The organism is Streptomyces sp. NPDC102278, from assembly GCF_044766345.1.
GTDB lineage: Bacteria > Actinomycetota > Actinomycetes > Streptomycetales > Streptomycetaceae > Streptomyces.
In genome coordinates this window covers 364,551-389,601 of record NZ_JBIWLV010000005.1, presented here as the reverse complement: position 1 = coordinate 389,601, position 25,051 = coordinate 364,551, and the positions used below count along the sequence as shown (strand labels likewise).

The 25,051-nt window shown below is 67.1% G+C and carries 28 protein-coding genes; 9 read left to right on the top strand and 19 right to left on the bottom strand.

Features of this window, described 5'->3' with window-relative positions; translation table 11 throughout:
• Window positions 1-194 precede the first annotated feature (194 nt).
• The 13 genes from ACIRO3_RS16490 to ACIRO3_RS16430 form a co-directional block, all read right to left on the bottom strand.
• Window positions 195-1,745, bottom strand: a complete 1,551-nt coding sequence (locus ACIRO3_RS16490; RefSeq protein WP_404137052.1) for a YfjI family protein — start codon at window positions 1,743-1,745, stop codon at window positions 195-197.
• The gene (locus ACIRO3_RS16485) at window positions 1,742-2,656 is read right to left on the bottom strand and encodes a bifunctional DNA primase/polymerase (RefSeq protein ID WP_404137049.1); all 915 of its coding nucleotides are present in this window, start codon (window positions 2,654-2,656) and stop codon (window positions 1,742-1,744) included. The genes ACIRO3_RS16490 and ACIRO3_RS16485 overlap by 4 nt, the downstream gene beginning before the upstream one ends.
• Window positions 2,653-3,360, bottom strand: coding sequence for a DNA methylase (locus ACIRO3_RS16480; RefSeq protein WP_404137047.1), 708 nt, complete (start codon window positions 3,358-3,360; stop codon window positions 2,653-2,655). The genes ACIRO3_RS16485 and ACIRO3_RS16480 overlap by 4 nt, the downstream gene beginning before the upstream one ends.
• A gap of 85 nt (window positions 3,361-3,445) precedes the next feature.
• On the bottom strand, window positions 3,446-3,736 hold the full coding sequence (locus ACIRO3_RS16475; RefSeq protein WP_404137044.1) for a hypothetical protein: 291 nt from the start codon (window positions 3,734-3,736) through the stop codon (window positions 3,446-3,448).
• A 12-nt stretch (window positions 3,737-3,748) separates the two neighbouring features.
• On the bottom strand, window positions 3,749-4,051 hold the full coding sequence (locus ACIRO3_RS16470; RefSeq protein WP_404137041.1) for a hypothetical protein: 303 nt from the start codon (window positions 4,049-4,051) through the stop codon (window positions 3,749-3,751).
• Window positions 4,048-4,653: a hypothetical protein gene (locus ACIRO3_RS16465; RefSeq protein ID WP_404137039.1), complete on the bottom strand. Its 606-nt coding sequence runs from the start codon at window positions 4,651-4,653 to the stop codon at window positions 4,048-4,050. The genes ACIRO3_RS16470 and ACIRO3_RS16465 overlap by 4 nt, the downstream gene beginning before the upstream one ends.
• Complete coding sequence (locus tag ACIRO3_RS16460) at window positions 4,650-4,850, bottom strand: hypothetical protein (protein ID WP_404137036.1); 201 nt, start codon at window positions 4,848-4,850, stop codon at window positions 4,650-4,652. The genes ACIRO3_RS16465 and ACIRO3_RS16460 overlap by 4 nt, the downstream gene beginning before the upstream one ends.
• A 3-nt stretch (window positions 4,851-4,853) precedes the next feature.
• Complete coding sequence (locus ACIRO3_RS16455; protein ID WP_404137033.1) at window positions 4,854-5,135, bottom strand: hypothetical protein; 282 nt, start codon at window positions 5,133-5,135, stop codon at window positions 4,854-4,856.
• Between the two features lie 140 nt (window positions 5,136-5,275).
• Complete coding sequence (locus tag ACIRO3_RS16450; protein WP_404137030.1) at window positions 5,276-7,432, bottom strand: cell division protein FtsK; 2,157 nt, start codon at window positions 7,430-7,432, stop codon at window positions 5,276-5,278.
• A 69-nt stretch (window positions 7,433-7,501) separates the two neighbouring features.
• Window positions 7,502-7,846 carry an RRQRL motif-containing zinc-binding protein gene (locus ACIRO3_RS16445; RefSeq protein ID WP_404136655.1) on the bottom strand — a complete coding sequence of 115 codons (345 nt, stop codon included), beginning with the start codon at window positions 7,844-7,846 and terminating at the stop codon, window positions 7,502-7,504.
• Window positions 7,846-8,931, bottom strand: a complete 1,086-nt coding sequence (locus tag ACIRO3_RS16440; protein WP_404137172.1) for a conjugal transfer protein — start codon at window positions 8,929-8,931, stop codon at window positions 7,846-7,848. The genes ACIRO3_RS16445 and ACIRO3_RS16440 overlap by 1 nt, the downstream gene beginning before the upstream one ends.
• Window positions 8,931-9,575, bottom strand: a complete 645-nt coding sequence (locus tag ACIRO3_RS16435) for a GGDEF domain-containing protein (RefSeq protein ID WP_404137027.1) — start codon at window positions 9,573-9,575, stop codon at window positions 8,931-8,933. The genes ACIRO3_RS16440 and ACIRO3_RS16435 overlap by 1 nt, the downstream gene beginning before the upstream one ends.
• Window positions 9,572-9,892: a hypothetical protein gene (locus ACIRO3_RS16430; RefSeq protein WP_404137025.1), complete on the bottom strand. Its 321-nt coding sequence runs from the start codon at window positions 9,890-9,892 to the stop codon at window positions 9,572-9,574. The genes ACIRO3_RS16435 and ACIRO3_RS16430 overlap by 4 nt, the downstream gene beginning before the upstream one ends.
• Window positions 9,893-10,389: 497 nt before the next feature.
• Here ACIRO3_RS16430 and ACIRO3_RS16425 point away from each other — a divergent pair, with 497 nt between their 5' ends.
• Complete coding sequence (locus tag ACIRO3_RS16425; protein WP_404137022.1) at window positions 10,390-11,160, top strand: helix-turn-helix domain-containing protein; 771 nt, start codon at window positions 10,390-10,392, stop codon at window positions 11,158-11,160.
• Window positions 11,157-11,630, top strand: coding sequence for an NUDIX hydrolase (locus ACIRO3_RS16420; protein ID WP_404137019.1), 474 nt, complete (start codon window positions 11,157-11,159; stop codon window positions 11,628-11,630). Before ACIRO3_RS16425 ends, ACIRO3_RS16420 begins: the two co-directional genes overlap by 4 nt.
• On the opposite strand, the gene ACIRO3_RS16415 is transcribed toward ACIRO3_RS16420, so the two are convergent.
• The 5 genes from ACIRO3_RS16415 to ACIRO3_RS16395 all read right to left on the bottom strand — a co-directional run bounded on the left by ACIRO3_RS16415 (window position 11,618) and on the right by ACIRO3_RS16395 (window position 17,010).
• A complete protein-coding gene (locus tag ACIRO3_RS16415; RefSeq protein ID WP_404137017.1) occupies window positions 11,618-12,187 on the bottom strand; it encodes an HD domain-containing protein in 570 nt (189 codons plus the stop codon). The two genes, ACIRO3_RS16420 and ACIRO3_RS16415, sit on opposite strands and share 13 nt — an antisense overlap.
• 11 nt (window positions 12,188-12,198) lie before the next feature.
• Complete coding sequence (locus ACIRO3_RS16410) at window positions 12,199-12,645, bottom strand: GntR family transcriptional regulator (protein ID WP_404137014.1); 447 nt, start codon at window positions 12,643-12,645, stop codon at window positions 12,199-12,201.
• A 175-nt stretch (window positions 12,646-12,820) separates the two neighbouring features.
• Window positions 12,821-15,034, bottom strand: a complete 2,214-nt coding sequence (locus ACIRO3_RS16405) for an ATP-dependent nuclease (protein WP_404137011.1) — start codon at window positions 15,032-15,034, stop codon at window positions 12,821-12,823.
• A gap of 1,043 nt (window positions 15,035-16,077) precedes the next feature.
• Window positions 16,078-16,824 carry a hypothetical protein gene (locus ACIRO3_RS16400; protein ID WP_404137010.1) on the bottom strand — a complete coding sequence of 249 codons (747 nt, stop codon included), beginning with the start codon at window positions 16,822-16,824 and terminating at the stop codon, window positions 16,078-16,080.
• Window positions 16,825-17,010 carry a hypothetical protein gene (locus tag ACIRO3_RS16395; RefSeq protein WP_404137007.1) on the bottom strand — a complete coding sequence of 62 codons (186 nt, stop codon included), beginning with the start codon at window positions 17,008-17,010 and terminating at the stop codon, window positions 16,825-16,827.
• Between the two features lie 398 nt (window positions 17,011-17,408).
• Between ACIRO3_RS16395 and ACIRO3_RS16390 the strand changes: the two genes are divergently transcribed.
• Window positions 17,409-18,908 carry a hypothetical protein gene (locus ACIRO3_RS16390; RefSeq protein WP_404137005.1) on the top strand — a complete coding sequence of 500 codons (1,500 nt, stop codon included), beginning with the start codon at window positions 17,409-17,411 and terminating at the stop codon, window positions 18,906-18,908.
• A 68-nt stretch (window positions 18,909-18,976) separates the two neighbouring features.
• Here ACIRO3_RS16390 and ACIRO3_RS16385 read toward each other — a convergent pair whose 3' ends face one another.
• The gene (locus ACIRO3_RS16385; RefSeq protein ID WP_404137002.1) at window positions 18,977-19,513 is read right to left on the bottom strand and encodes a GNAT family N-acetyltransferase; all 537 of its coding nucleotides are present in this window, start codon (window positions 19,511-19,513) and stop codon (window positions 18,977-18,979) included.
• Between the two features lie 827 nt (window positions 19,514-20,340).
• Here ACIRO3_RS16385 and ACIRO3_RS16380 point away from each other — a divergent pair.
• From ACIRO3_RS16380 to ACIRO3_RS16355, 6 genes are all read left to right on the top strand, one after another.
• Window positions 20,341-20,775, top strand: coding sequence for a hypothetical protein (locus ACIRO3_RS16380; RefSeq protein ID WP_404137000.1), 435 nt, complete (start codon window positions 20,341-20,343; stop codon window positions 20,773-20,775).
• A gap of 96 nt (window positions 20,776-20,871) precedes the next feature.
• Window positions 20,872-21,297 (top strand): hypothetical protein, encoded by a 426-nt coding sequence (locus tag ACIRO3_RS16375; protein ID WP_404136997.1) that lies wholly within the window; start codon window positions 20,872-20,874, stop codon window positions 21,295-21,297.
• A 74-nt stretch (window positions 21,298-21,371) separates the two neighbouring features.
• Window positions 21,372-22,118: an ABC transporter ATP-binding protein gene (locus tag ACIRO3_RS16370; protein WP_404136995.1), complete on the top strand. Its 747-nt coding sequence runs from the start codon at window positions 21,372-21,374 to the stop codon at window positions 22,116-22,118.
• A complete protein-coding gene (locus ACIRO3_RS16365; RefSeq protein ID WP_404136992.1) occupies window positions 22,115-23,368 on the top strand; it encodes a hypothetical protein in 1,254 nt (417 codons plus the stop codon). The genes ACIRO3_RS16370 and ACIRO3_RS16365 overlap by 4 nt, the downstream gene beginning before the upstream one ends.
• Window positions 23,365-23,940, top strand: coding sequence for a hypothetical protein (locus ACIRO3_RS16360; protein WP_404136989.1), 576 nt, complete (start codon window positions 23,365-23,367; stop codon window positions 23,938-23,940). Before ACIRO3_RS16365 ends, ACIRO3_RS16360 begins: the two co-directional genes overlap by 4 nt.
• 293 nt (window positions 23,941-24,233) lie before the next feature.
• The gene (locus ACIRO3_RS16355) at window positions 24,234-24,704 is read left to right on the top strand and encodes a hypothetical protein (protein WP_404136986.1); all 471 of its coding nucleotides are present in this window, start codon (window positions 24,234-24,236) and stop codon (window positions 24,702-24,704) included.
• Window positions 24,705-25,051 lie beyond the last annotated feature (347 nt).

Genomic DNA, 25,051 nt, shown 5'->3' with positions numbered 1-25,051 from the left:
CCTCTGTGGGGGTGGTGCGCCACAGAAACCGCAGGAAGTCCCACAGAAATAAGGGCCCTGGGCTGGGCGGGTATTTGTGTGGGACTTCCGTGGGTTTCTGTGGCGACGGCCACCCCACCGCCCCTGACAGCGTTTACGCAGGTCAGGGGCATGGTGGGGTTATTTCTGTGATTCTGTGGTTTCTGTGGCGGGGGTCAGGCGGTCGGGTCGCTGAGCTGGGGGTGGATGAGGTAGCGCGGGGACGGTGGCCGGCCCCTGCCTCCGGTGCGCTGGACGGGCTGGCAGCGGATGAATCCGTGGTCGTCCAGCAGCTCCAGCGCGGGGTCCAGATCGGCGACCGTGGGGAACTCGGAGCGGGAGAGTTTCACCATGACGTCGCGCTTGCTGACCTCGCTCCACTGCTGGGTGCGCAGCAGCTCCAGCACGGCATGGGCGCGGTTGGCGGTGTGGTGAGCGCCCATGAGGTCGAAGACCACCAGGGCGTGACCGGTGAAGTAGTCGATCAGCTTCACCGCCGCGCGCATGGTGTCCGGGCTGATGGGCTCGATGTGGCCGTTCGTGGGATGCAAGGCGAGGTGGAGCAGCCCGGCCAGGCGGCAGGTTGCGCCGCCCAGCTTGTTGGCCCAGTTCCCGACGTGAGCGAGGTCGCCCCCACGGGGCCGCAGTCGCGGTTCCTGGCGCTCCTCGAACGCAACGAGGACGGCACCCGCTTCGGGGGAGAGCTGGAGTACCGCCGGGTCCGTCCAGTCGGCCAGGGACATGGTCAGGGCGGTGATCTTCTCCTCGTAGGTGGCGGCCACCGTGTCCGGGATCGGGTCGGGCAGGATCGTGCGGTGCCCGACGAGCGACGTCGGAAGGGAGTAGAAGAACCTGGCCAACAGGCCCCTGTCATTGGCTCCCTTGATGCGGCCAATGTCCTCCAGAACGGAGGGTTGCACGGTGAGCCCCATGGTCAGGGCAGGGGACTCGATGAACTCCTCACGGCCCCGGCGGTCCACCCTCAGCCGGTCGCCTGCCTGCCCCCGCAGGAAGACATCCAGATTCGGGGTGCCGGAGTAGCGTCCCGCGATGATGTCGAAGATGCCGCCCTCGGCCGACATCACGGAGAGCCTGCCGCCCTGTTCGGCCAGCAGTGAGGCGATGACCTCCGGGGTGGCGTCATCGGCCAGCAGACGGGGCTTCGCGGGCACCGTGACCGCCTCGGCGGCCTGTGCGAGGCCGATGGCCTCAGCCACGAGCTGGTCCCGCTTGTCAGCGTCGGCGCGGGCCGCCTTGGCCGCCGCGTTGTCCGCGACCTCCCTGGCGAGCCTAGCGGTGATCTCCGCTTCCACGATCCGTCCGGCGGACTGTGTGACCAGGAGCGCTTCACAGCGGTAGAGCGGGTCGGCCATCAGGTTGAACACCGCACTCTTGCGGTTGCCCGGCGGCAGGGCGACGACAACGAACACGTTCACGGGCTCGCGCCACCGGCCGCGGACGTGAACCACGGCGCGGCCTCCGGCAGCAGTGCCCAGCACCGCGAGCGCGAGGGAGGCGGCCATGTCCACCGGTGTCTGCGTCTCCTCCGCGACCGCGCGCACGTAGTCGCCCAGCCAGGCCGGGAAGACCTCGGTGGGGAACGCCGGCAGATCGCGGCGGGCGGTGAGCGGAATCGGCTCCTCCCACGGCGCGGTAGCCGCCTGCTCAGCGTCCAAAGCCTCGAACCCCGCCCACAGCTCCGAGCTGTCCACGGGCTGTGTGGTCATGCCGCCCCTCCCAGGGTGTTGCGGGCGCTGCGCTGGATGCCGTCGCGGATGCTGGCCGCGACGCGGGAAGGCGCGAGCCCCTCCGGCGCGGCGGCGGTGAGCGCGTCGGTCACCTCGTCCTCGGTGAGGGTCCCTGCGGCGATGAGACGGCCGAGGGCGTATGCCGCGTTGTAGAGCGTGGTGTTCTGGGCGCCGGTGACAGCAGCCGCGACCTTGGCGACCTCGCCGTTCAGGGCGGCCGTCGCGTACCGGTCTGCCTTCCCGATCCGGGAGCGGAGAACGGCCACGGGGACGGGGGTAGCTGCGGGCGGCGTGATGAGCAGGTCACAGAGCCACGTGGGGAGGGGGGCCGGAGGCGCGTCGTGAATGATCTCGTACGACCCCGCACCGACCGTGCTGCCGGCCGCGACCACGTACCCGCCCCAGGCTCGCGTGTCGACCTTCCACCCCAACCGCCCTGCGCTCCCACGCAGCCGCTTTTCGGCGGGGGCGGTGAAGTACAGGTGCTGGCCGCCACGGCGGGTGCGCACCGTGAACGTCTCGGTCGGCAGCCGCTCCCCCGCGCGCTCGCAGAGCATCGCGAAGACGTCCAGACCGTCCGTGGCCCCGGCCCATTCCTGTGGCGCGGGTCCGTCGTCGTCCTTTGGGATGTCGAGGTCTACGACCAGGAGTCCGGCGGGGCCGGTGGCGATCCCGACGTTGTACGGGGCTGACTGCCAGCACGCGGTGATGTTCTTCGGGGCGAGGGTGGCGCGCTGTTCGGGGGTGCGGTGACCGTCCGCGCAGCGGCCCGTACCGGGGCAGTTGCGCTCGGGGTGTCCGGCGGGCCGCTTGTCTCCGGCACGCAGGGGGAAGACGGGCCAGCCGCGCTCAGCGGCGGCGAGGGCGGCGTTCAGGAGAGTGGAGTTCATGCCGCTGCCTCCTCGCTGCGGGTCAGGAACGCGGTGGCGATCCAGCGGGTGTAGGCGGGCGGGAGTGCCTCGCGCAGGGCGAGGTGGTCGTGGGACCAGTCGATGCCCTTGGCTTCGCGGATCTCGGGAACGGTGGCCTTGCCGCCGCCCTTGCCGTAGGCCGCGACGTAGGGGCCGTGGAAGAACTTGCCGTGCCTCCAGCCGCGCACCCTGCCCCGGTGAGCGGGGTGGGCCGGCTGCGCGGTGGACCAGTTGCCGAGTTCGAAGTAGCGGTGCATCAGCACGGCCAGGCCGAACTGTTCGCCGCACAGCCGCAGGTCTTTGCGGACCTCGGAGCCGGCCACGTTCTCGATCACGTAGGGCCGTCCCACAAGGTCCAGCGCGGCGCGGGTGGGGGCGATGAGGTGGGGGTGCCTGCGGCCGGTCCGGGCGTTGCGTGCGGCGTTCGTGCCCTTGGTCGGCGCTCCCTCCCCCTGGCAGGGAGGGGAGGCGTGGATGAAGTCGAATTCGTGACCGTGCTCGCGGATGAACTCGATGGCGTCGCCCTGGTGGAAGGCGTCGCCGCAGTAGTCGGGCTGCGGGTTGATGTCGATGCCGGTGACGTGCCAGCCGAGGTACTGGTAACCGCGGGCGGCTCCGCCGATGCACGAGTAGGCGTCAAGCACCCGCAGGCGGGATCGCCTGATAGGGGTGGGTTGCGTCATGCTGGGGGTCTCCTGTTTCTGCGAAGGGACTGGGGAAGCCGGGGCGGTCGCGGTCTTTGGAGAGAGGCGACCGCCCCGGGCACAGCTACAGGTCGGTGAGCGCGGCGGTGGGGATCTCGTAGACGTCGATGACGTCCTTGACTCCGTGCCAGCGACCGGGGGTGTGGTGGATGTAGACCACGTGGAGCGGGATTCCGTCGCGGCCGGTGAACGCGTACACGTTGACGACGTCCACGTTCTTGGGGCTCTTGCGGGCGCTGCGGATGTGGGACAGGGCCGCGATCACGCTGACGCGCTCGGGCCGGTAACTGCGACCGTCGACCTGCGTGTGCATCGTCGGGTGCTGCGTGGTGCTCAGGGCGGGACTGGAACTCATGGCGATCTCTCTTCAGTGGTGGCGGAGCCAGAGGGCGTACTCCTGGCGGACGTAGCCGCGGGGGTCTTCGGTGCGGGGGCCGTCCGAGTGGTCGATTTCCATCAGGCGGTGAGCCGCTTCGGTGGCGCAGGTCGCGGCGTCGCCGCCTACGGGGTCGTCGTCGGTGAGGGCGATGCGGTCCAGGAGTGCGGCCTTGCGGAGCCAGAACTCACGGACACGGATGCCGCTGCGGCAGTCACGGGCTCCCCGTACGGTCCATCCGATCTCGCTGATGACGCTCGGCGCGGTGGCGTATGCCGCCTCGGGCCCGGTCACCAGTCCTTCCCTTCGGTGGAAGGCAGTTCGGGCATGCCCGCGTCCGTGATGGCCTGCGGGTTGAAGCCGGGCAAGGCGGCGCGGGTGATGAGGGCGTTGGCGAGCTGCTCGGCGTAGGCGGCGCCGGAGCGGGCGACCTCGATCTGTGCTCCGGCGCGCAGGGCCTCCACGCGCTCCACGTGGGCGTGGTCTTCACGCCGGCCGATGGTCTGCCGCTCGTACGTGACCGCTTCTCGGCGGTCGGTGCGCCAGTAGCGGGCCGCGAGTCCGTAGGCAATGGCGGTGGCCAGTGCCCAGAGCAGGATCGGGAGGGAGACGCCATCGGCGTATCCGGCGACTCCGGCCAGGGCCAGGCCGCCGGATGCGGCGAACGCGGTTCCGGCGATCACGCTGCCCCCGGACTGGTTGCCGGAAGAGAACGCGCCGGCCGCCGCGGCTCCGGCGGCGAGGACGAACATCAGCGCGGCGTTTCCGACGGAGTGTTCGGCGCCGTTGGCGTTCCAGATCCGGCCCAGAATCAGGACCGTGGTCGTGGCGACGGCAGGGGCTGCCTTGGGGGCGAGGTCGAGGGCCCAGTGCCGGTAGGTGATGGGCTCGTTCATCCCTGGCTCCCGAGGTCGGAAACGGCGTTCAGGACAGCGGTGGTGAGTTCGGTGATGGGGCCGGAGGCTCCGGTGGAGGCGAGGAAGAAGCCGAACATGATGGCGATGAACGCGGAGCCGTAGCCGAGGGTCTTGGAGCGGAGCAGGAAGAACAGGACCAGGCCGAACAGGGCGACGAGGGAGACAGTGATGGCCATGGGTTATCCCTTCGGGGCGAACGTCTTGCGGGGGGTGGGGTTGGCGTCGCGGTAGAGGCGCAGCCACAGGTTGTAGAGGTGGCGGCCGATCCGGATGCGCTTGCCGTGGCCGTCGCAGCGGCGGCAGTGCTTGCCGCGCTTGAGGCGGCCCTTGCGGTCGGTCTTCATCGCGTAGCCGAAGCCCTTGCACTTGCGGCAGGTGCCGAACGGGCTGGACGCGCACACGCTGACGTAACCGAGTGTGACGATGAGCAGGCAGGCGCTAGCAAGGAGGATGGGGGTCACGGGGTGCCTTCCGGGCGGGGTTTCCGGTGTTTTCGCAGGTCGGCCGCTAGGTGCGAGATCGCTGATGGGAGCCGGTTCGGGGTGCTAGCGGGGGTGCTAGACCTAGCAGCGATGGGCGCTAGGTCTAGCAGCGGTGCGAGTCAGCCCCCGGCCCGCTTTCCATCACGGAGGGTGATGGCGCCCGTGATGTCGGCGCGGGCGATACCGCGTCGAGTGGTGCCCTTGCCGCCGGTGGTGGAGCCCCATACGTCCTGGGCGGTAATGCCGTGCGGCTTGAGGTTCGTGGTGACCGTCTCGGCCTTCCAGCCGCTGTAGACCTCGGGCCGGAGCGCGGCCAGGCGGGCGGCGACCTTCTCGTTCCAGACCTTCTCCTCATCGGCCGGCACGACCCTGAGGATGTCGGCGAGGAGGTCGAAGGAGGCTTCCCCGGACTCGGGTTCCTGGCCGATGGCGTGGCCGGTGACGTTGCCGTACTCCTCGCGCATCCGGCGGGCCCGCACGACGACCTGTTCGGCGGCCACGGCGTCGACGAACGCGGAGGCGACGATGCGCGGGTCGTCGCCCTCACCGGCCATCCAGCAGATGCCCCGGTCGGTGCGGGAGAACATCGTGGCCCGGTACCCGGCCTTGTACATCGAGGTGCCCAGCACCATGTCGTTGGCGGGCTGGCCCATGACCTTCAGGCAGAACCGCAGCACCGCGTTCGCGGAGATGCCGGTGGGCAGCGACTTCGCGTCGGGGCGCTGGGTCCCGAACAGCGTCACCATGCCGAGGGCCGGGCCACGCTTGCACAGGTCGGTGCAGATCTCTTCGAGTTCCTTGCCGTACTTCTCGTGCTCGAAGGGGACCTGGCACTCATCGAACCCGGCGACGATCGGGTGCAGACCGAGACTCTTGTCGTTGGCCAGCTCGGCAGTCACCTTCGACTCCGGGCAGCGCGAGCGCGGCAGCGACTTGATGACCTTCGCCCGGCGCCGCAGCTCGGCCCGCAGCTCCCGCAGCGATTCGAGGACGTAAAGGATGTCCTCATCCTCATCCCCTGCCCGGTAGCGGTGACAGACCGGCTCCAGCGCACCGAAGTCGCCAGTGCCCTTGAAGTCGAACGCGTAGAGCTGAGCGCGCGGGTCCAGAGCGGCGATGAGCAGGAACAGACGCATCAGGAACGTCTTGCCCATACGGGGGATGGAGCCGACGACCACACTGGCGAACATGAGGGTGACGGCGACATCAGCCATGCGCTGGTCGTTGCCGAAGACGACCGGCTTGAACAGGTCCACCTGCCCGGACTTCAGCAGCGGCCAGGCAGGCTTCTTGGTCTCGTTCATGGGCTTGTCGCCCACCCACAGGACCAGGCGCCCTTCGTGCTCGGTCGGGTCGGAGGACGGCCACACCGATCCGACCTTGCGGCGCAGGCCGGAGGCGAGCGGCTTACGGGCCTCCATGATGTCCTCCGGGGTGACACCCCACGGGAGGTCCAGGTCGGCGCGGTAACCGGGCCCGTCCCGGGTGATCTCCGAGGTGAAGCGCAGGCCGTTCATGTCGCCGCCCTTCTTGATGGCGGCCGACAGCTTCGCGTTGCCGATGTTGTCCAACGCCCGGAGCACGAGCATCCCGGTGAGCTTCTCAAGCTCCGTCTTCAGCACGGCAGGCCCGATCACCGGCTGATCCTTCGGAGCACCCCAGAAACCGGCGGCGAGTACCGCGGCCGAAGCGAACACGGCGAGCCAGCCCGGCGCCATGACGTACATGGTCAGCGCAAAGCCGGTACCGAAGATCAGCGCCACCATCGTGACCAGCGTCCGCAGCCGCACCCGGCTGTCACGCTGCCGCGACAGCTTCAGGTACTCGGCGGTGTTCTCCTTGTAGACCTCGTACGCGCGGAGCGGGGCCGCCTCGGCGTCCCACACCCACGCGTTGGTCTCGCGGACCAGGCGGGCCACGCCGCGCGGGGCGAGCCGCCCGAGCTGCAGCGCGTACCAGGGGGTGCGGATCCCGTGAAATGCGGTGGCGTAGAACGCATTGCTCGTGGCGCGCTGGGTGGTGGAGACGAACCCCGGCTTCGACTTCAGCCAGGAAGGGATGATCGGCAGCCGCTTGTAGGTCGTGATCCCCGGGGACGGCAGGTCCTTGGAGTCGACCGGCCGCGACCGCGGCGACTCTTCCTCATCGTCGTCGTACCGATCGGCCGGCGGCGCGGGCGGGGCCGGGATGGTGGGGCGCTTGGTGGTGATGTCGAAGACCTCGGCGCCGGGGCGCTCGGACTCTTCGCTCTGGCCTGCGATGTAGACATCAGACACGGTTGGTCTGCTCCCTCATAGCGAGTGGGGTGGAAGGGGGCCCGGACGATGGGTGTCCGGGCCTCTGCTTCAGGCGGCGCGCTGTTCTTCGGGGTAGGCGCAGGGCACGCACATGCCGAGCGAGGCCGGGATGACGTATCCGGCGTCGGTGGAGCACTGGGGGCAGGTACGGCGGGCGAGCATGGCCAGGGCGAGCGCGTCCCACTTGGCCGGGGTCATCGGCCGGACGGGCTTGGCCAGATCCACGCGGTAGAGGTAGGCGGTCAGCGGCTCCCGCCGGTAGCGGGGTCGCTCCAGCTGGGCCACGACGTCCTGTCCGCCGGGGCGCAGGCCAGCCGCGCGGAGTTGACGGCGCGTGGCCAGCCCGTCCGGGGCGAGCCTCCATGGATAGACGGGTATGCCGGGCCCGGCCATCACGCGGCCGTCGCTTCAGCGGCAGCGCGCTCGGTCTTGAGCGTGTCCCGCAGCAGTCGCCCTCTGGCGGACGACGTACGGACCGCCTTACGGATCGCCTCGGCTGTCAGCTCGCCATCGGACCAGTCGGCCGTAACCGACCTGGCCTCATCCAGCAGCTCATCCGAATCGCGCGTCGGTCGGGGCGTACGGGCCGACTTCGGCACCCGACCGGTCGCCCGGCGCGGAGCCGACTCAACGGCGGCGACCGCCTTCACCGCAGCCGACTGGGGAGGCTCGACTACCGGAACCAACTCCGGCAGCGCCACCGGCTCGATCACCGGAACCGGGTCGGCCGACTCGGCGGCCATGAGTTCGGCCGTCGCGGGCGGGGCCTCGGCGGCCGACTCCCGCAGGTCAGACCCCAACCGATTTACGAGGAACTCTGTCGTTTCATCCTGGTTTGTAGGTCCGGTGAACATGGCTGCCAGGGCGGCGTCCGCGCCGTGGGTGAGCCGCTCGCGCTGGACGTCCAGCAGTCGAGCACCCAACGATGCGTCCCCCAGCCCGACCCTCCGGGCCAGCCGCCACGACGTCTGGTCGGACCACTTGCGCACCCACGACCACGGGTGGTTCGCAGCGCGGGCCCGGTGATAGGCCAAGGCCCGAACCACGGTCGCCGCCTTGGCTTCCGCCTCGGCGTCACGGCCGTCCTGGTGGACCACGATCCGCCGGGCCAGGAACGCCATGCCCTCGGCAGCCACGCACATGCCCATCGGGGTCACGGCGTAGATCACGGTGCGGCCCGGGTCATCGGCGGCCATGGCCGCCATCACCGAAGCGGCGGCCGGCAGGGCCCACAAGCCGATCCGGATGATCCCCGGGGAGGACTGGCCGAGCATCGTCAGCCCGAGCAGCACCAGCGCCAGAACCGCGGTCGCACCCTCACCGGCCGCCACCGCGCCGAGCGCCGTGCCCGAGCCGTAGGCGCGGCTGATGTTGCTGTAGGTCCCGACCCCACCGGCGACTCCGGTGGCGAGCATGGGCAGGAACGCGGCCGTCAGAACGACCCTCTGCACCGTGGTCAAAGTTTTACGGGTCGCCATCACGCCGCCACCTCGCCGGCACCCTGACGACCAGCGCGCCGGCCGTTGACCGTCGCCCGTTCCGGGGCGTAGTCGAGGGCCTTCATCCACGGGGTGCCACCGCGCTTGGCCCGGTACATCTGCTCATCCGCCACCCGCAGCAGCTCGGAGAGGTCTGCCTGATTCGTGCGTGCGTTGAAGCAGACCAAGCCGATCGCAGCGCTGATGGTCAGCGAATGGCCCCCGACGTCTACCGGCTGCTCCAGCCCTGCGGTCAGGCTGCTGAGGGTCTCGGCGAGCTGGTTCTCGCTGTAGGCGGGAGCCACGGCGGCGAACTCGTCGCCCCCCAAACGCCCCACAACAGCCGAGTTGTTCAGGGCCCAGTCACTCAGCCGCTTGCCGACTGCGCGGATGACCGCGTCCCCGGCGGCGTGGCCGTAGGTGTCGTTGATCTGCTTGAACTTGTTGAGGTCGATCAGGCACACGGCCCTCGGCCGATGCGTCAGCCGACGCTGGGCCGCCTCGGTGAAACCGTCCCGGGTCAGCAGTCCGGTGAGCGGGTCGCGGCGGGCCGCCGCGATTCGGCGCCGCATCCACAGGCTGTGAACCGACCAGCCGGACGCCAACGGAAGCGCTGCGGACAGGGCCGCCATGGTGTGGCTCATGCCGCTTCCCCCATCCAGGAGGAACGGCCGGCGCCACGGGCAGCGCCCCGCAGGAAGGGAACCGTGCGGGTCAGCGCGTCGGCGTAGAGCGCGTCCCACGCGGCGATCTCGTCCCCGCCCTCACCCATGGCGGCCAGCTCCGCGATGACCTCACGGGCCACCGCCTCACGGGCCGCCCGCTCCTGGGCCGTCTCCGGGGTCAGCGGGCCCCGGAACAGGTCCCGGTCCAGCCCGAGGGGCAGTTCATCGAAGCCGAGCGCCAGCTCTTCAAACTCGGCCGGGTTCACGATCTGGTGGTTACCGATGTACGAACGCATGTGGATCTCTCCTGATCGGCGAAGGGAGCCGGGGCGGTCGCGGTCTTTGGAGAGAGGGGACCGCACGCGGCTGGTTGTGCAGAGAGCCCCCAAGGACGGGGCCCGCGCTCCGGCCAGGAGTCGAACCTGGCCTACGACCATCGGAGCAACACGGAGGGCGAGGCCCTCCGATCACATGGCCCATCGACCACACGTGTGCATGTGGCTGGACCGGCACGCTCTTCAGTTCTCAAGCAACGGACGCGGCCTTCGTACTCACCCCTGCGGGCTTTCCTCCGGGCATTCCATGAGGAACATGTATTACATGTCCCTCATTTTGCAGAGAAGGATTCGCTCCGTCAAGCCCCTCGGCTTTTTGGGTTTCTGCGAGTCCCTCGCTCGATCTGCTTACAGATTGGCCTCAGGACCGAAGACGATCGACCCCGCACATGTACGACTTGTGGACGACTTCGCTACGGTGAAGTCGCACCAAGTCGTCCCATGGGGGAGAGCACGGCATGGCCAACGAACGACTGCGCGGCGCGATCATCGAGAGCGGCCTGACGCTCGATCAAGTGGGGGCACGTCTAGGCGTGTCGGCGAAGACCGTGGAGCGCTGGATCGGCGATCCGAAGCGCAAGCCCTACCGCCGCTTCCAGTACGCCGCAGCCTCGCTGCTTCAGTGCGAGATGTCCTACCTCTGGCCGGAGGAACGGACATCTGCCGAGGTGACAGAGGCGGGGAATGCAGAGCTGATCAAGCTGTACCCTCACCGCTCCGTCGTACCGAACCGCTTATGGCCGCAGCTCTATGCGAAGGCGAAGGAGCACTTCGACGTGCTCGTCTACTCCGGCTTCTGGCTCACCGAGGACTCCACGTTCCACCAGGTCGTGAAGGAGAAGTCAGCGGCCGGCGTCTCCATCCGCTTCATGCTCGGCGAGCCGGAGAGCCCGGCCGTCGCGGTGCGCGGTGCTGATGAGGGCATCGGGTCTGCCATGGCCAGCAAGGTTCGGAACGCGCTCGTCAACTACGGGCCCCTCTTCGGCCTCCCGGGGGTCGAGTTCAGGCTGCACGCCACGACCCTCTACAACTCGATCTACCGGGCTGACGACGAGATGCTGGCCAACGGCCACCTGTACGGCGTCGGCGCGTACATGGCCCCTGTCCTGCACATCCAGCGGGTGCCGGGGGGTGAACTGTTCGATGCGTACGCTGAGAGCATCGAACGGGTCTGGGAAACGGCCAGGCCCATCGCCTCGCCCGTCGACTTCGGAGGTCCACACGCATGAGCCGAATCGACTACTTCCGCGACCCCAACGCGCCGGCCGCCAACTCCGTGGTCCCCTCGGTCACTGCTGTCGTCCGTGACGACGCCGGACGGCTGCTCATCATCCACAAGACCGACAACGACCTGTGGGCGCTCCCCGGGGGCGGCCACGACATCGGCGAGAGTATCGGCGACACGGTCGTGCGGGAGGTGGAGGAGGAAACGGGGATCACGGTCGAGATCGACGGGATCTCGGGGCTCTACACCGACCCTCAGCACGTCCTCGCGTACGACGACGGCGAGGTGCGGCAGCAGTTCTCGATCTGCTTCCGCGCCCACCCGACCGGCGGTTCACTTCGGACGAGCAGCGAGTCGAAAGAGGTCCGCTGGATGGATCCGGCGGACCTCGACGACCTGGACATCCACCCGTCCATGAGGCTGCGCATCCAGCACGGCCTGGACGACTCGCGGACCGATCCCTACATCGGCTGATCTCCGGCGGCCACCTTGGCCATGCGGGACTCCACCCGCTCCGCAGCCGCATGGATTTCCGGTGCCGCCCGCTGGATGAAGCGGCCGACGATCGTGTCCGGCCCGTACCGCTCTACGATCTCGGCCAGCCGCCGCGCCGGCGTGGTGTGGAGCCCGTCCGGCGTAGTCGTCATGTCGCAGAACAGCAGCGCGTCCACGAGGTCGGGGCGCTCCAGCTCGAATTCGCTCTCCAGCTCGTGCCGGAGCCCTCGCTCCTCGGCCTCCAGGAGGGCGCAGGAGTGATGGGCCACGAGGCGGACAACCCGATCGTCCGCGCCCTCCTGGTCACGGAGGAACCGGGCCCCGTCCAGCGGGTGGAAGCCGGTTGTGGCGAGGCTCGGCGAGTAGCCGATGTCATGGAGCACCGCGGCTGCTTCCAGCAGCTCCGCATCGGCGCTCAGGATCGGGCCGAGGGAGCGAGCACGCTCGGCAACTCCGAGCGAGTGCACCCATCGGCGCGGAAGCGGATCAGACAGCAGTGATTCGGAGAGCGAGTACGCCCACGTAGTCAGTCCCATGGCGGCCAAGGCTACGGCCGGCCGCTCTGAGTGGGGAGGGCGCGTACGGTGCGCCCCTTGCCGTGGACAGTGTCGAGCAAGCCTGTTCCCTCCATCTGGGCAATGGCACGGCGCACGGCCGTGCGGGAGACGTCGAAGCGCTCGCAGAGCTTGGCCTCGGACGGGTAGACGTCACCGATCGCCAGCGAATCCTCTGCGATCACGTCAGTCATCCGCTCCACGAGGGAGCGCCGGTCGCCACCCCGTGCAACACTCCAGCCCTTGCCTGGCGCGGACTGAAGCACCCCCTCGGCTTCGAGGACCTTCAGCGCGCGGCGGATCGTATTGCGGGAGACCCCGTGCAGGCTGACGAGATCAGCCTCAGACGGCAGCGCGTCAACGATCTCGCCCTCTTCGATTCCCCTGCGCAGTGCCTCCGAAATACCCAGGTAGGTTCCGCGCGGACTGGCCTCCGACACGTGGGCTCCTCTCGCTCTCACCGTTGCTCGCTGCCAAGGGTGACACGGAGGAACGACACCGGACCGGGCCTGGCCCCAGACAGGGAGGATCAGGATGGACGACAACCCCAAATACCTTCTGCTGGTTTGCACCAGTTCGTGGATGACGCCTCGTTGTCGACCCGGTTTCCCCTACTCAGCGAACTAGATTATCCAGAATTTCTCGGATCTCGCCCGGAATCTCGTTCAGGCGCATCTGCGAGGCGATCTCCACCGCATCCTTCCGCTTGTTGAATCGAAGCCCATAGTGCCGAAACATTGAATCAAGAATCTCATCTCCGGGGATCAATTCCAACTTCCGCGAATCCCACTCTCCCTGCACTTCAATCGTGGCGCCATCAATCATTCCACCCAGGTCCCCAATTACACCTTGAAGTTCCTTTACGGATTCATCAAGCTGAACCTTAAGCGCGGCTTCAAATTCCTCACCTCCGGCCCGCTTGAGAACTTTTTCGCGCTTAGGGATAACGGGCCGACAAGCGCGCTTAAGGACTCTTCGCTCAACCGCCGTTTGGAATAGCTCTTGACATGCATCGTCAAGTGCAGACTCGACGTCCTCAGGGGAAGGTGTCGCGGCGCCACCGGATTTGCTGTTGATGTATCTCGATAGAGCAGTCGGACTAAGCAGGTAGTTTTCTAGCTCTCGTCGACGCAGAACTACCAGTTCACTGACGCCTTCGACACGCTTCTTCAAGTCATCAACATCCGCAGCGTCGCGCTCGTCCCTATCAATCAGAAACAGCGTGCGAACGTTCCTCTTATTTAGAAACTCAAGAGTCTTGGTCGTCGCGTAGTGCGTGAAATTTCGAGCCCCTCCCGTGGTCACGAAGCCCAAAGCAGCCTGGCCGAAGCTAATTCCTGCGATCGAAGCGAAGATTCGGAGAATTTGCTCATCAGATGGACCCTCAACGAAGGCCAACCGATCAAACATAAACAGCGAACTCAGGCGTAGACCCAACTCTTCCGGGATGGAATCCTCGGCCTCTTCGAGGTCCATATGCCGTACGGAAGTTGCACGATCTCTCCGGATTAGGTAAATATTTCGAAGTGATCCCGCATCAAGGAAATTTGTGGAGTGAGTGGTTAGGAATATCTGGCAATCCTCGCTAACTTCCTTAAGGTACTGCATGATCGCAATCTCTAGTGCAGGGTGCAAGTGCACTTCCGGCTCCTCAACGAGAAGCACATCAGGGCGCTCGAACTCCCGATCCAGAATCAAGCGAAGCGCCTCACGGATTCCTGACCCGTTCAACTGCACAAGGAAGTCATCCACATCCAACTCGGCAGGGATTCCTTCACCCCTCCTAGAAGGGGGAACAGCCCTTCTTTCCATGAGCGGATCGTCAGCACTGAACGCGTCAATCTGGACACCCAAGAGGCCCGACACTACTGACTGAATTGCGGTGAGGACTTCACCTTGACCGCGACTCGTCTTGAGTTTAAGGATCCTACTAGCCTCGGCTGGACCGATAGCCTTTCTTTGCTCCGACAGGATGTGGACCCGCATACCTGCAATTCGATGCAGGAGAGACGTCACATATTCAGGGATGCTCGTGGCGCTTCCCGAGAAAGTGGAAATGGGAGAACTAAACAGAGATGAAGTAGCCTCCTCAATGCGACCACTAAGGAGCTGAAGGCGGTCCCGGGAGTTTCCTCGAAACTCGGCATAGCTACCCGCAGCACGCGAGTGCCTAACAATCAGCTCCGTAGCCTGACCGCTCATGCCTGCGATTCGCGACATCCTAGGCGAACCTGTCAGATATCCCCGTTCTTTGATACGCCTCCAATCCTCTTCCTCGAAATCCTTAAGAATAAGGTCGAGGATCTGGCACTCTTCCGTATATTCATCAATGGAGGCTGAGTTCTTCGCTATTTCTGTGGCACTCTCCTCGCTAATTTCCAGGATCAATCCGTCATGATTTTGATCGCCGCCGAAGGAAATCTTCGACACATAACCTACTGATGCCGGAGCGGAAGTAAACCTCAGATCGACCGTAATCAGATTGCTCAACTCGGCGCTAGCGAGTGCATTTTTGACCTGGGGAGTTTCCGCAACGATGCTTTCTCTAATATCCTCACGCTCTACGTCGTCCAGCATCAGGGATACTGAAATGGAGATCGTTGACCGAGTGTCCTTCTGGTACCAGTCATTCGGTTGCCGCATATCCGGTGTGATTGTGGCAACTCGACCCTCCGCCGTGAAGAAGTCAAAGAACCGCTTTATGCCGATAAGGAGATTGGATTTCCCTGAGTTATTCTTTCCAATCAGCACGTTGAGTTTGCCGCAGGAATCAAGAGACGTGTTCTCAATGCTGCGGAATCCGGCAACCCTCACCGAGTCGATACGCATTACTACCCCTCCCCATGAGCGGATCACTGATCGTAGTTGGATGATCGCTCGGGCGCTACGAGATCCGCCGAACGCGATGCTGGACACTCGTGGGTAAGCAACCCCCAAGATCAGCCCGGCAGTGCCGGCAGCTCTCCATCGAGATCGGCCAGCGTCCGACCAGGGGTTGACCACCCCGAAACTGGGTCCTGGCCGACGACAGCTACCCCGACTAGTCCCTCGCCTGCCGCGCCATCACCCGTATCCATCGGCGCGGGCTGAGAGATCCGAACCGACCCTGTTCCAGCTACCTCCGGACGTCACCCTGATGGGCCCACCTCCACGCAAGGGACCAAGGCTGGCCGGTGCTGGAGGGAGCCAGCACCGCCAGCGCAGCCCACGAGTACCGCCGCCACAGATCTGTTGCGGAGGCCCAGGCAGCACCCTGCCAGAGCACGGTCCACAGCCCTTCGGGTTGTCCTGGTCTTTGTCCAGTGCACTGCGATACACCTTGGTTCACGCCAGTTCAGGCGAGCCGCCCGAACTGGCGCCTGAACGTCCACGGACGGTCAGGAACGGCCATGCGCACAGTTGGAAAGCGTGTTGGGGGCAACCCCTCACGAGTTCGAATCTCGTATCCTCCGCACTCGCCCACCAGGGCAAACGAAGGACCCGACCGCATCGCGGCCGGGTCCTTCGTCGTTCCGTGGTTGCAGTTTTGGTTGCAGTTCCCGATCTACGCCCCTCGTTGCCTCGGGATACCCGAGGCCCGGCAGGCGTCACAGGCCATCGCCGCGTTGCGCCCGTACCGGCGCATCAGCTGGGTGCACCGGATGCACGGGCCGACCTCCCACGGCGGACACCCGAGGGCGGCAGCTGCCGCCGCCCGCTCCACCTGCGTGATCCACGTCGCACGGCGACTCCGCTGGGCTGGCATGCGGGCGAGGGTGAACCCATCGGTCGGCTGGCCAAGATCCCTGACCGGCCGGGGGTCGCTCCTGACCCACCCTTCTTCTCCAGCTCGGCAGGACCGGTCCATCTCCTGCTCGGAGAAGGTGATCTCGTCATCGGCCTCCGGCTCCTGCACCTTGGGCAGCGGCTCCCACTGGCCGGTCAGCTCCCTCCAGGTTCGGCTCGGTGCGGGGAACCCACATGTGCCGACCTGCCCGACCGCCGCCACGGCTCGGTACGAAGACAGGGACGCTGTCCCCGATGGCGCTGGTGAGGATGAGGTCCTCGATCCGGACGGGAGGCTTCGGCGGGGCACAGAGCGCCGGGAGGAACCACTCGGCGTGGATCGCTCCGCAATGGCCCGTGCCCTCGTTCTCGGGGCAATGGAGCGCGCTGCTCGACAGGCAGCGCCAGACCTGTAGATGTCGGTACCCACCACGGATGACCATCTCGCTGCCGTCAGCGATCTCCCGCCACGACATGTCGTCGACCCTGACCCAGGGCGCCCGGTCGATCAGCGCTGCCCGGTCGTCCTTGGCGACCCACAGCGGCGTGATGTCGTGCTCCATCGCGTTGGCCGAGCGACGGTGCACGCTGCTGGGGCTGAGTGGGGAGTACTGGATCTCCCACCCGATCTGGATCCCGGAGGGCCCGGTGACCACGGCGTCGGTGACGCCGCGCCGGTTGGGCATCCCCACCTCGGCGTCAGCTGCCAGCCCGTAGCCCTCGGCGGTCTCGACGATCCGCTCCTTGGTGGCGTTGTGCTGATCGCTCTCCGCCGGCGTCGGCTTGTGCGTGATCGGCAGGTGAGCCGCAACCAGCGGTGAACGGCCACCGACGCGGGCCCGCCGGATGAACATCTACGGGGACTTCCCACCCGCCTCGGACGCGCACGGCTCGCCTCGGTGGTGCGCGAGGCACTCCAGCAGCTGGGGGTTCCGCTCCGAGACGCTGGTCGTGATCTCTTCGAGCAGACCGGGGTAGCCACGGACCCCCAGGTCTGGCTGCGTCAGGTTGATCTCAATGCCGTATTCGGTATGCCACACGCCATTGGCCATCCCTCCACGATAGAATCGTCCCCTGACAGGCAACAGAGCGCCGAGCGGCATGACTTCGGCAATGTCGCTTTCAGCTGACCTTGCACTCGCCACCTGGGCTCGCCCCTGAACCGCGACGCAGAGGGCGCCGTTGAGACCTCCTTCTCGCCCAAGTCGGACTCCGCCGCAGGCGGGCGAGCATCCGGGGAGCCAGCCGCCTCCTGAGGTGGGCGCGTTCGAATCGGCAAATGATCGGTTGTAGACCGCCCCGGTGCTGGGCCTTCGGCGCACCCACCGAGTAAGCGCTCTGGCCAGAAGTCGTCCCGCTTTCGGAGCTGTTGGCGAGAATCCTCCCGCGCGCGCCGCCAAGTGCGTCACCATCCGAACCATGAACTACGGAGCAACGCGTGGGTAAGCGCGAACGCCGGCGCAAGCGGGAACAGGCGAAGAGGAAGAACCAAGCGCAGCAGCGGCCAAACACCCCGCAGCCGATCATCCTGGAGTATCCGGAGGAAGCCCCCCGCATCCGCGTCGTGATCAAGCACGACGCGCCGGAAGACGCCCAGAAGGTCAGCGTCCTCTACTGGGAGATCAAGCACGACGGCAGTTGGGCACGGACCGTCAGCAGTATCGGGGTGTCCAGCAACGTCGGCGCGGTGGCAACCGCGCACTCTCACGCTGTCCTGCTCAGCTGCCCATGCGCGAACTGCTCCGAACCAATCAGCGTCGCCAACAGGTCCTGGGCCAACAAGGTCGGCGGCAAGTACCTCGATGCTGAAGCCCCCACCTACCTCTGCTGGGACTGCACGGCGGTTCAGAAGCGCCAGGAGACCGAGCGGCAGCAGCGCATCGCCACGGAGAAGCGGGCTGAGCAGGAGCGCGAGAAGCAGAAGGCCGAAGAGGTCAAACGCCTGATCGCCGAAGCCATCGAGGACGAGGAGGGAAAGTCGGAGGCCATCAGCCGCCTCCCGGAGGACAACGCCCCAGCCTTGGCCCTCTACGTGGCACTGGTCAGCTACGCCGCGCGTAACCCGGGCAAGCCGCTGCCCAGCATCACGAACATCGGCTCCATGGGCTGGACCGGCGACACCGGGCAGGACCGGGAGCTCCTCCTCGCGCTCTACTACGCAAACCTGCTCGCCATCTCCCAAGAAACCCCGGTACAGGCTTTCACCCTCTCCACGGACGGCGACGACATCACGTTCGTCGCCAAGGACGTGGCCTGGCGCCTCATCGGCAGTCTCCCGATCGCACAGGAGCGTGTCGGGGAGATCACGTACGGCTTCCAGACCGAGCCTGGGCCGCGGGGATCAGAGGCCCGGAAGGCAGTCGCCGCGCTCACGGAGCAGACGGAGGTCACCAACGTCGCTGCGTACATCAATGGGCTGCTCACCAAGAAGTACAGCTACCCCGAAGTGCCCGAGGCGCGGCGCGAAGAGCTCACCGACGTCATCCGCAAGGGCTTCAGCCATGGCTACACCCCTGGGCAGATGATCTGTTTCGCGTGGCGGGCGGCTGACTCTGCCGCAGCCTGGAAGGAGCGCAACGCCCGGATGGGCCCGCCGGAGGCCGCGTCAGCCTCTGTGACGAGCCTCAACGGGAAGATCGAAAAGGCGATCGAGCTCCATCACGCCATCCCCGAGTACGAGGCCCCCCGCTGGCACACGACACCCCTCGCGCTCAGCAGCCTCCGGCGCCTCCATGCAGACATCCAGTGGGTCCATAAGCGAGAGGTCATCGAGGCCTGCACCCACTGCGATCACCACGGGCTCAAGGACACCGTTCACCCCAAAACCGGGATGGGGGCCGTGTGGCGCTGCACGCACCCTGTCGAGATCCCGGCCCAACAGCAGGAAGAAGTAGAGCCGAACTGGTGGGATGACGCCCCTGAGCCGGCCGATACGTGAACCCGCCCAGCCGGTCCCCGGAGGTCATCGGGGACCGGCTGGCGAGGGTCATAGGCGGCCGAAGGCGATCAGCGGCGCCACCGCTCCCAGAGCCACCCCAGCGCCGTGACCGTCACGAAGCCCAGCACCTGCTCGGCCTCGTTGCCGATGCCGGCGGTGTAACCGGCCGCGTAGCCGACCGCGACCGCGGCCACGAACATCTCGAACCTGGGCGGCCGCTCGCCACGCCTGCGGTACCAACCGACGAGCTCGGTCGCCTGTGCCGACGTGTCGATGACGGCCTCAGCAGAGCCCAGCGCCGCGATCCGCTCCTCCGCGAGCCCCAGCAGGCGCTGCCCAAGCCCGCCGCCCCGCTCCGAGGGATCCACGGCCAGCTGCCAGAACGAACCGGCGGTGGCCGGCGCAGGGTACCCCTCGGGAACCGCGTGAGGAGCCGCCACGGTCACGGTGCCCACCAACGCGTTCCCCCGGAGCGCGACCCAGCACTCGCCCTTGCCCAGGCGGTGGGCCGTGTCCAGCAAGGACTGGTAGGACGCGAAGAAGATCCTCCCGGCGGCGGCATGATCGGCGTACGCACGATGGAGCAGGCAGGTCAGCTCCTCCACCGAGTCACCCTCGGTGAAACGCCGCACGACAACGGGTACGCCAGGGCCGGTGTGCATCGGCGTACCAGCTGATCGCAGAGTCACAGCAACAAGTGTGGGCCGGGTCTCGCCCTTCGGCCTGTTGAGCAGCGCGCCTTGTAGCAAGCGCCTGCGCAAAGACCTCGGTTTGACGCAAGCCGACAGTGTGAGGGTCCGCTAGCCGCCGACGCGTGATCACCCACAACAGGGGACCGCCCAGCGAGGCGGATCGGAGGGGCGACAAGCAACCTCCACAGGCCCGCCCACCGCTCCTCGTCCTAGGCCGCTACTACGGGGCATGGCCGACTACGCGGTCGGCCCTACGGCGCCGCCGCGGCCGGAGCCGGCCCGCGGGGCTCGGCGAGTACCTGGCTGCTGACCGGGGCGGGTACGGCGGGCGTGCGGTCACCTGGCATCCGACGAGTGCCGGTGGCGTGAACGGTGCGGGGATGGGAGGTGACTGTTGGCCTGTTGCAAGCAACTTGGCTCAAATGTGCGGACCGTATTCCAGACAACTATTTTGCAGCCCGGGGGGCGTTGCATGGGCTTCTCTCGGCAGCACCTGGCCTTGTCGCCACTGCGACCCCACGGAGGAACGATTAATTCCGAGCAGTCGGAACGCGGAGCGCCATTTTTGGCCATGGACGCCCCTGGCGAGTGAGGGGACTTTGCTTGATCTTGACGACGTTGTCCGGTGCGTGATTGCATCCCCGTTGTGCCTGGACGGCGCTTGTGCGGATTAATTCGATGGCGCTTCCAGGTGCATCGTGGTATCGAATCCTCAATCAATTCACTCCCCGGGGGGGAATGTGAAATCTTCTATTCTGTCCGGCCTGCGGAAAAACGGGCACCGCGCCGGTCTCGTTTCGCTCGGCGCCGTAACTCTGCTGTCTTTGATGGCCGGCCCGGTCCATGCCGCCAGCTGGTCGAGCTACCTCTCTGGCGCCTACCCCGACTACGAGTCCCGTCGTTGGTCCGATGCGGGCGGCAGCACGAACATCCAGTTCACCAACTGTGAGGACGGCACCGGAGCCACGAGCGCCGGCGTCACCCTACGCAAGGACGTCGACTGGCAAGTGGACCCCGCTTACTCCACGGCTTCCTTCACCAACTGCTTCAACGGCTACAGCTCTACCTCCTCGGGTAACTGGGGTGACCACGGCAGCGGCAACTACTACTTTGCCGTGAATCAGGGTGCGACGTACAGCGACCTGGATGTCCGGGTTGTCAGCGTCAATTACTGAATCAACTCGTAAATTCGATGCGGGTGGAGTGACAGCATTCCACCCTCCGAGTAGAAGTTGATCTGCCCTCCACTATCTTAAAGGAATTCCAGCATCATGAAGTCAATTCATCTTTCCGCCCTGCGTGAATCCGGCCGTCGGGCGGCCGTGGTAGGCCTGGGCGTCGCCGCCGTCGCTGGTCTGGCTGCCAGTCCTGCCCAGGCGGCGAGCTGGTCGAGCAGCCTCTCCGGTGCGGGTGCCGGGTTCGAGTCTCGTCGCTGGTACGACTCCGGCGGCTCGACGAACATCACGTTCACCGACTGCACCAGCGACGTCTCCGTGGCCAATGTGACCCTGCGCAAGGACGTCGACTTCCAGGTCGACCCGCAGTACAGCACGGCTTCGTTCAGCAACTGCTTCAACGGCTATAACTCGACCTCCTCGGGCAACTGGGGTGACCACGGCAGCGGTAACTACTACTTTGCCGTGAACTACGGCTCATCGGCGGTCCTGTCGGTCAGGACACTGTCCGTCAACTACTGATCCACTCGCTGTTCGGGCGGGAAGGAACCCTTCCCGCCCGAACAGGCTTTTCCCATAGCACACTTGAGGTCTGCATGCCCCTGCTCTACCAGGACTGTACGTTTAGCTACGGTCGCCGCACACGTCCTGTCCTGAACGGGCTGGACCTGGCATTCGCTCCAGGTCACACCGTCCTGCTCGGTCCGAACGGCGCCGGGAAGAGCACGCTGCTCTCGCTCGGTGCCGGCGCGCTCCGGCCCGGATCGGGGCGGGCGGGCTTCGGCCGGTTGTCCGCCAGCGGCTCCCGCGACGCCGGCACCTACCGACGCAAGGTCGCCTGGCTGCCACAACGGCCCGGCTTCCTGCCGGGACTGACGGCTCGTGAGCATGTGGCGTACATCGGCTGGCTCAAGGGAATGCGGGAGCGTGACGCTTGGGCGGCCGCCCCCGCGGTGATCGATCGTGTCGGCCTCGCCGACAAGCTCAACGACCGGATCAAAACACTCTCGGGGGGTCAGCAGCAGCGCGTCGCCATCGCCGGCGCCCTTGTCCACGAGGCCGAGGTACTCCTTCTGGACGAGCCCACCGTGGGGCTCGACCCGCACCAGCGCCGCCGTTTCCTCGACCTGCTGGTATCCCTGCGCGGCACCATGCATGTCATCGTCTCCACCCATGACATCGGCGACCTCGACCAGGCCTTCGACGAGGTGGTCGTCTTCGAGTCGGGCAGGACGAGGTTCCAAGGTCCGGTGTCGCTGTTCGACAGCCACGCCGCGCCCGATAGCGCGCCCGGCCGCCGGCTGGAGAGCGCGTACGCGTCTCTGCTGGAGGCCGCGGAATGATCACCTGGGCCAACCTCCGCGCCTCGGCCGCCCCCTGGGTGGCGCTTCCCGCCCTCGTGTACTCGGGCCTGTACATCACCGCCAACCGCGTCAGCGTGCCGTCCGCCTACGGGGTCGAGGCCGGCGAGGTCGTCGCGCAGGCCGCGCCCGTCCTGGTCGGTGCCGTGGCCGCGGTCGCCGCGTGGGAGGCCGGACGACACCGTCTGCTCGGTGCGTTCCCCACCACGGCCGCACGCGGTCCGCTGCGCCGGTTCGTCTGGGCCGTCACCCCCGTCGTCGTGCTGCAGGCGGTGCTCCTCGTCGCCTCCGTCCTGCTGGCCGCCTATACGGTCGGAACACTGCCGAGCGGCGCAGGCGGCTGGCTGGGGGTCGCCCATGCCGTGGTGCTTCCGCTCGGATGGACGGCCATTGGATGGCGGGTGGGCCACCTCCTTCCCCGCAGCCTGGCCGCCCCCGTCGCGGGCATCGGCGGCTGGATGTTCCTTTCCTTCCCCCAGGGCATGACGAACCCGTGGCTGCGACACCTGGGCGGATTCATCGACGGGTTCTCCTCCCCGACCGACACGCGGTCGCCGCTCGCGTACCTGGTTCCCTGGGCGGTGCTCTGCGGTCTGGTCCTCGCGTTCTGGCTCCCCGTCTTGATCCGGCAGCGGGTTCCCGCCGTCTCCCTCAGCGTGGCCCTCGTGATCGCCACGATCCTGCTCGGCCGCGGCGCGGTCGCCGACTGGGACTACTTCCGGCCCTCGGACGCGCGGGTCGTCACCCCGGTCTGCGCCGGGGAGGCGCCACGAGTGTGCCTGCCGCCCGAGTACGCCTCCTACGCGGGCGGGCTCCGCGAGGACCTCACGGAGCCGCTCGCCAAACTGCGCGACTCAGGCGTGGCCATGCCCAATGAACTGCTCCTGGCCTCCTCGAAGGAGCCCCTGAAGCCCGGAGTCTGGCCACTGATCTGGGCGCTGCCGCTCGCCAACGGGCAGGCGGACCCCGACTCCTCGCTGGGTGACCTGGCGGAATCCGCCGTCATCGGCACCACCGCGAGCGCCGGGGTCACCTCCTGCCGCCGCCCCGGTTCCATGCCCGCAGCCTGGGCCGCGCTCGTCGTCGGCGTGAACGAAGAGAACGTACGGAGGGCGATTCCGCCCGCGGCCTGGCAGGAGCTCACGAAGATCCGCGCCCTCCCCCAGAAACGGCAGGCCACGTGGTTCACCGAGGAGGCGCGGGCACAGAAGCACTGCGGAGCGGTCTCGTGAAGCTCTACGCGCTGTCGGTGAGGCGCTGGTGGGTCGTGGTTCCCGCGGTGCTCGCGCTGATGCTCGTCACCTGGTTGATCGGGGCGAGCCAGGTGCCCGTTCCCAGCATCATGGGAGGCGGGGGGCTGGCCCAGATCAAGCACTTCGTGCCGGTGATCGTGAGCACGGCCGTCATGTACTGCCTGGACCGGCGGCTGCTGGAGGCGGAGCTGACGGCGGTCGTGCCGGTCCGCCGGCTGGACCGGGCGGCAGTGTCGGCAGGGGCGGTGCTGCTGCTGGCCACCACGCCCGTCGTCGGATTGGATGTAGCCCGCAACACCCTTCTCGTCCTGGCCCTGGCCCTGGTAGTGCGCCGGTTCGCGAACGAGGCCACGGCGGTGGCTGCCGGACTGCTGTACATCATCGCCAACGTGATGATCGGGCAGCCCCCCGACCCACTCGGATATCGCATCGGCTCTTGGTGGGCGCTGCCTCTCTATCCCGCGGACAGTATCCCCGCCCTCGTAGTGGTCCTAATCCTGTTCGCCGGCGCGCTCGCCTGGGGCCTCGTGCCCCGCGCACGCACGCGCTGAGGCCCACGGCCGGCGGCGGAGAACTCCGAGTCTCACGTGGCCTACTGCTCGCCGGCGAGGATTCCACCCTCTGACCTGCAACTGAGCGCCCCCTCTGGTCTGGGCCGGAGGGGGCGCTCAGCCGTTCCCGGACCCGGGCGTGCCCGATGCGTGCCCTATGCGCGAGCGGACGCTCCGTTATGACCCGCCAGAGCGCGCACGGACGATCGGACGGCAGTTTCGCCAGGCGTACAACCATTGCCCACCGTGAGCGATCGGCTCCTTTGCACACAGTCACCGCGCAGGGGAGAGCCGTGAACCAACGCACCGCCATCGCCGTACTGTCCGCCGTCATCGCCGCCGCAGGGCTCACCGCCTGCGGCAGCAGCGATGAGGGCGCCGACAAACCGGCGGCGAAGACCCCGCCCTCCACCGCGCCGAACAGCGCCTCCTCGGCGCCCGCGGCGACGGGCAGCCCGTCGGCCGCCACGGGGACGGCCAAGGGCAAGGGGATCCCGCCCAAGCCGGACGCGGCGACGCAGGCGAAATACATCGCCACCCTGACGGCCATCGACCCGGACATCGTGAACACCAAGCCCGACAAGGCGGTCGACCGGGGCCGCAACCAGTGCGAGACGATCGGCAGCTTCCCCACCGACAAGCAGAAGCAGACCGACCTCACGAACCAGCGGTTCACCTCGCCCGCCCACCCGGACGGCTTCGGGCCGGCCAAGGCAGCCAAGATCCTGGAAGCGGTCCACACGCACCTCTGCCCCACGTTCTGAGCAGCCTCCACCGCGGCCATTGAGCCAGCTGGCCGCCGACGCGTCTGGGCGACGCATTCATGGTTGCAGTTCTGGTTGCATTCGCCTCCGTCCGGGCTCGTTCGGATGGGGGCTGCGGGACCACTCCGCCGCAGTTCAGGACACGTACGGCCCCCGCAGGACGGGCGTACGAACATTTGGAAAGCGTGTTGGGGGCAACCCCTCACGAGTTCGAATCTCGTATCCTCCGCCATTGCTCTCACCGGGCAATACGTTGAAGAGCCCCACCGCTTGCGGTGGGGCTCTTCGTCGTTCCTCAGGGATCGCTGTCCTGGCCTCGGTCGACAGAGCCCTTCTCCGGGGGCCCC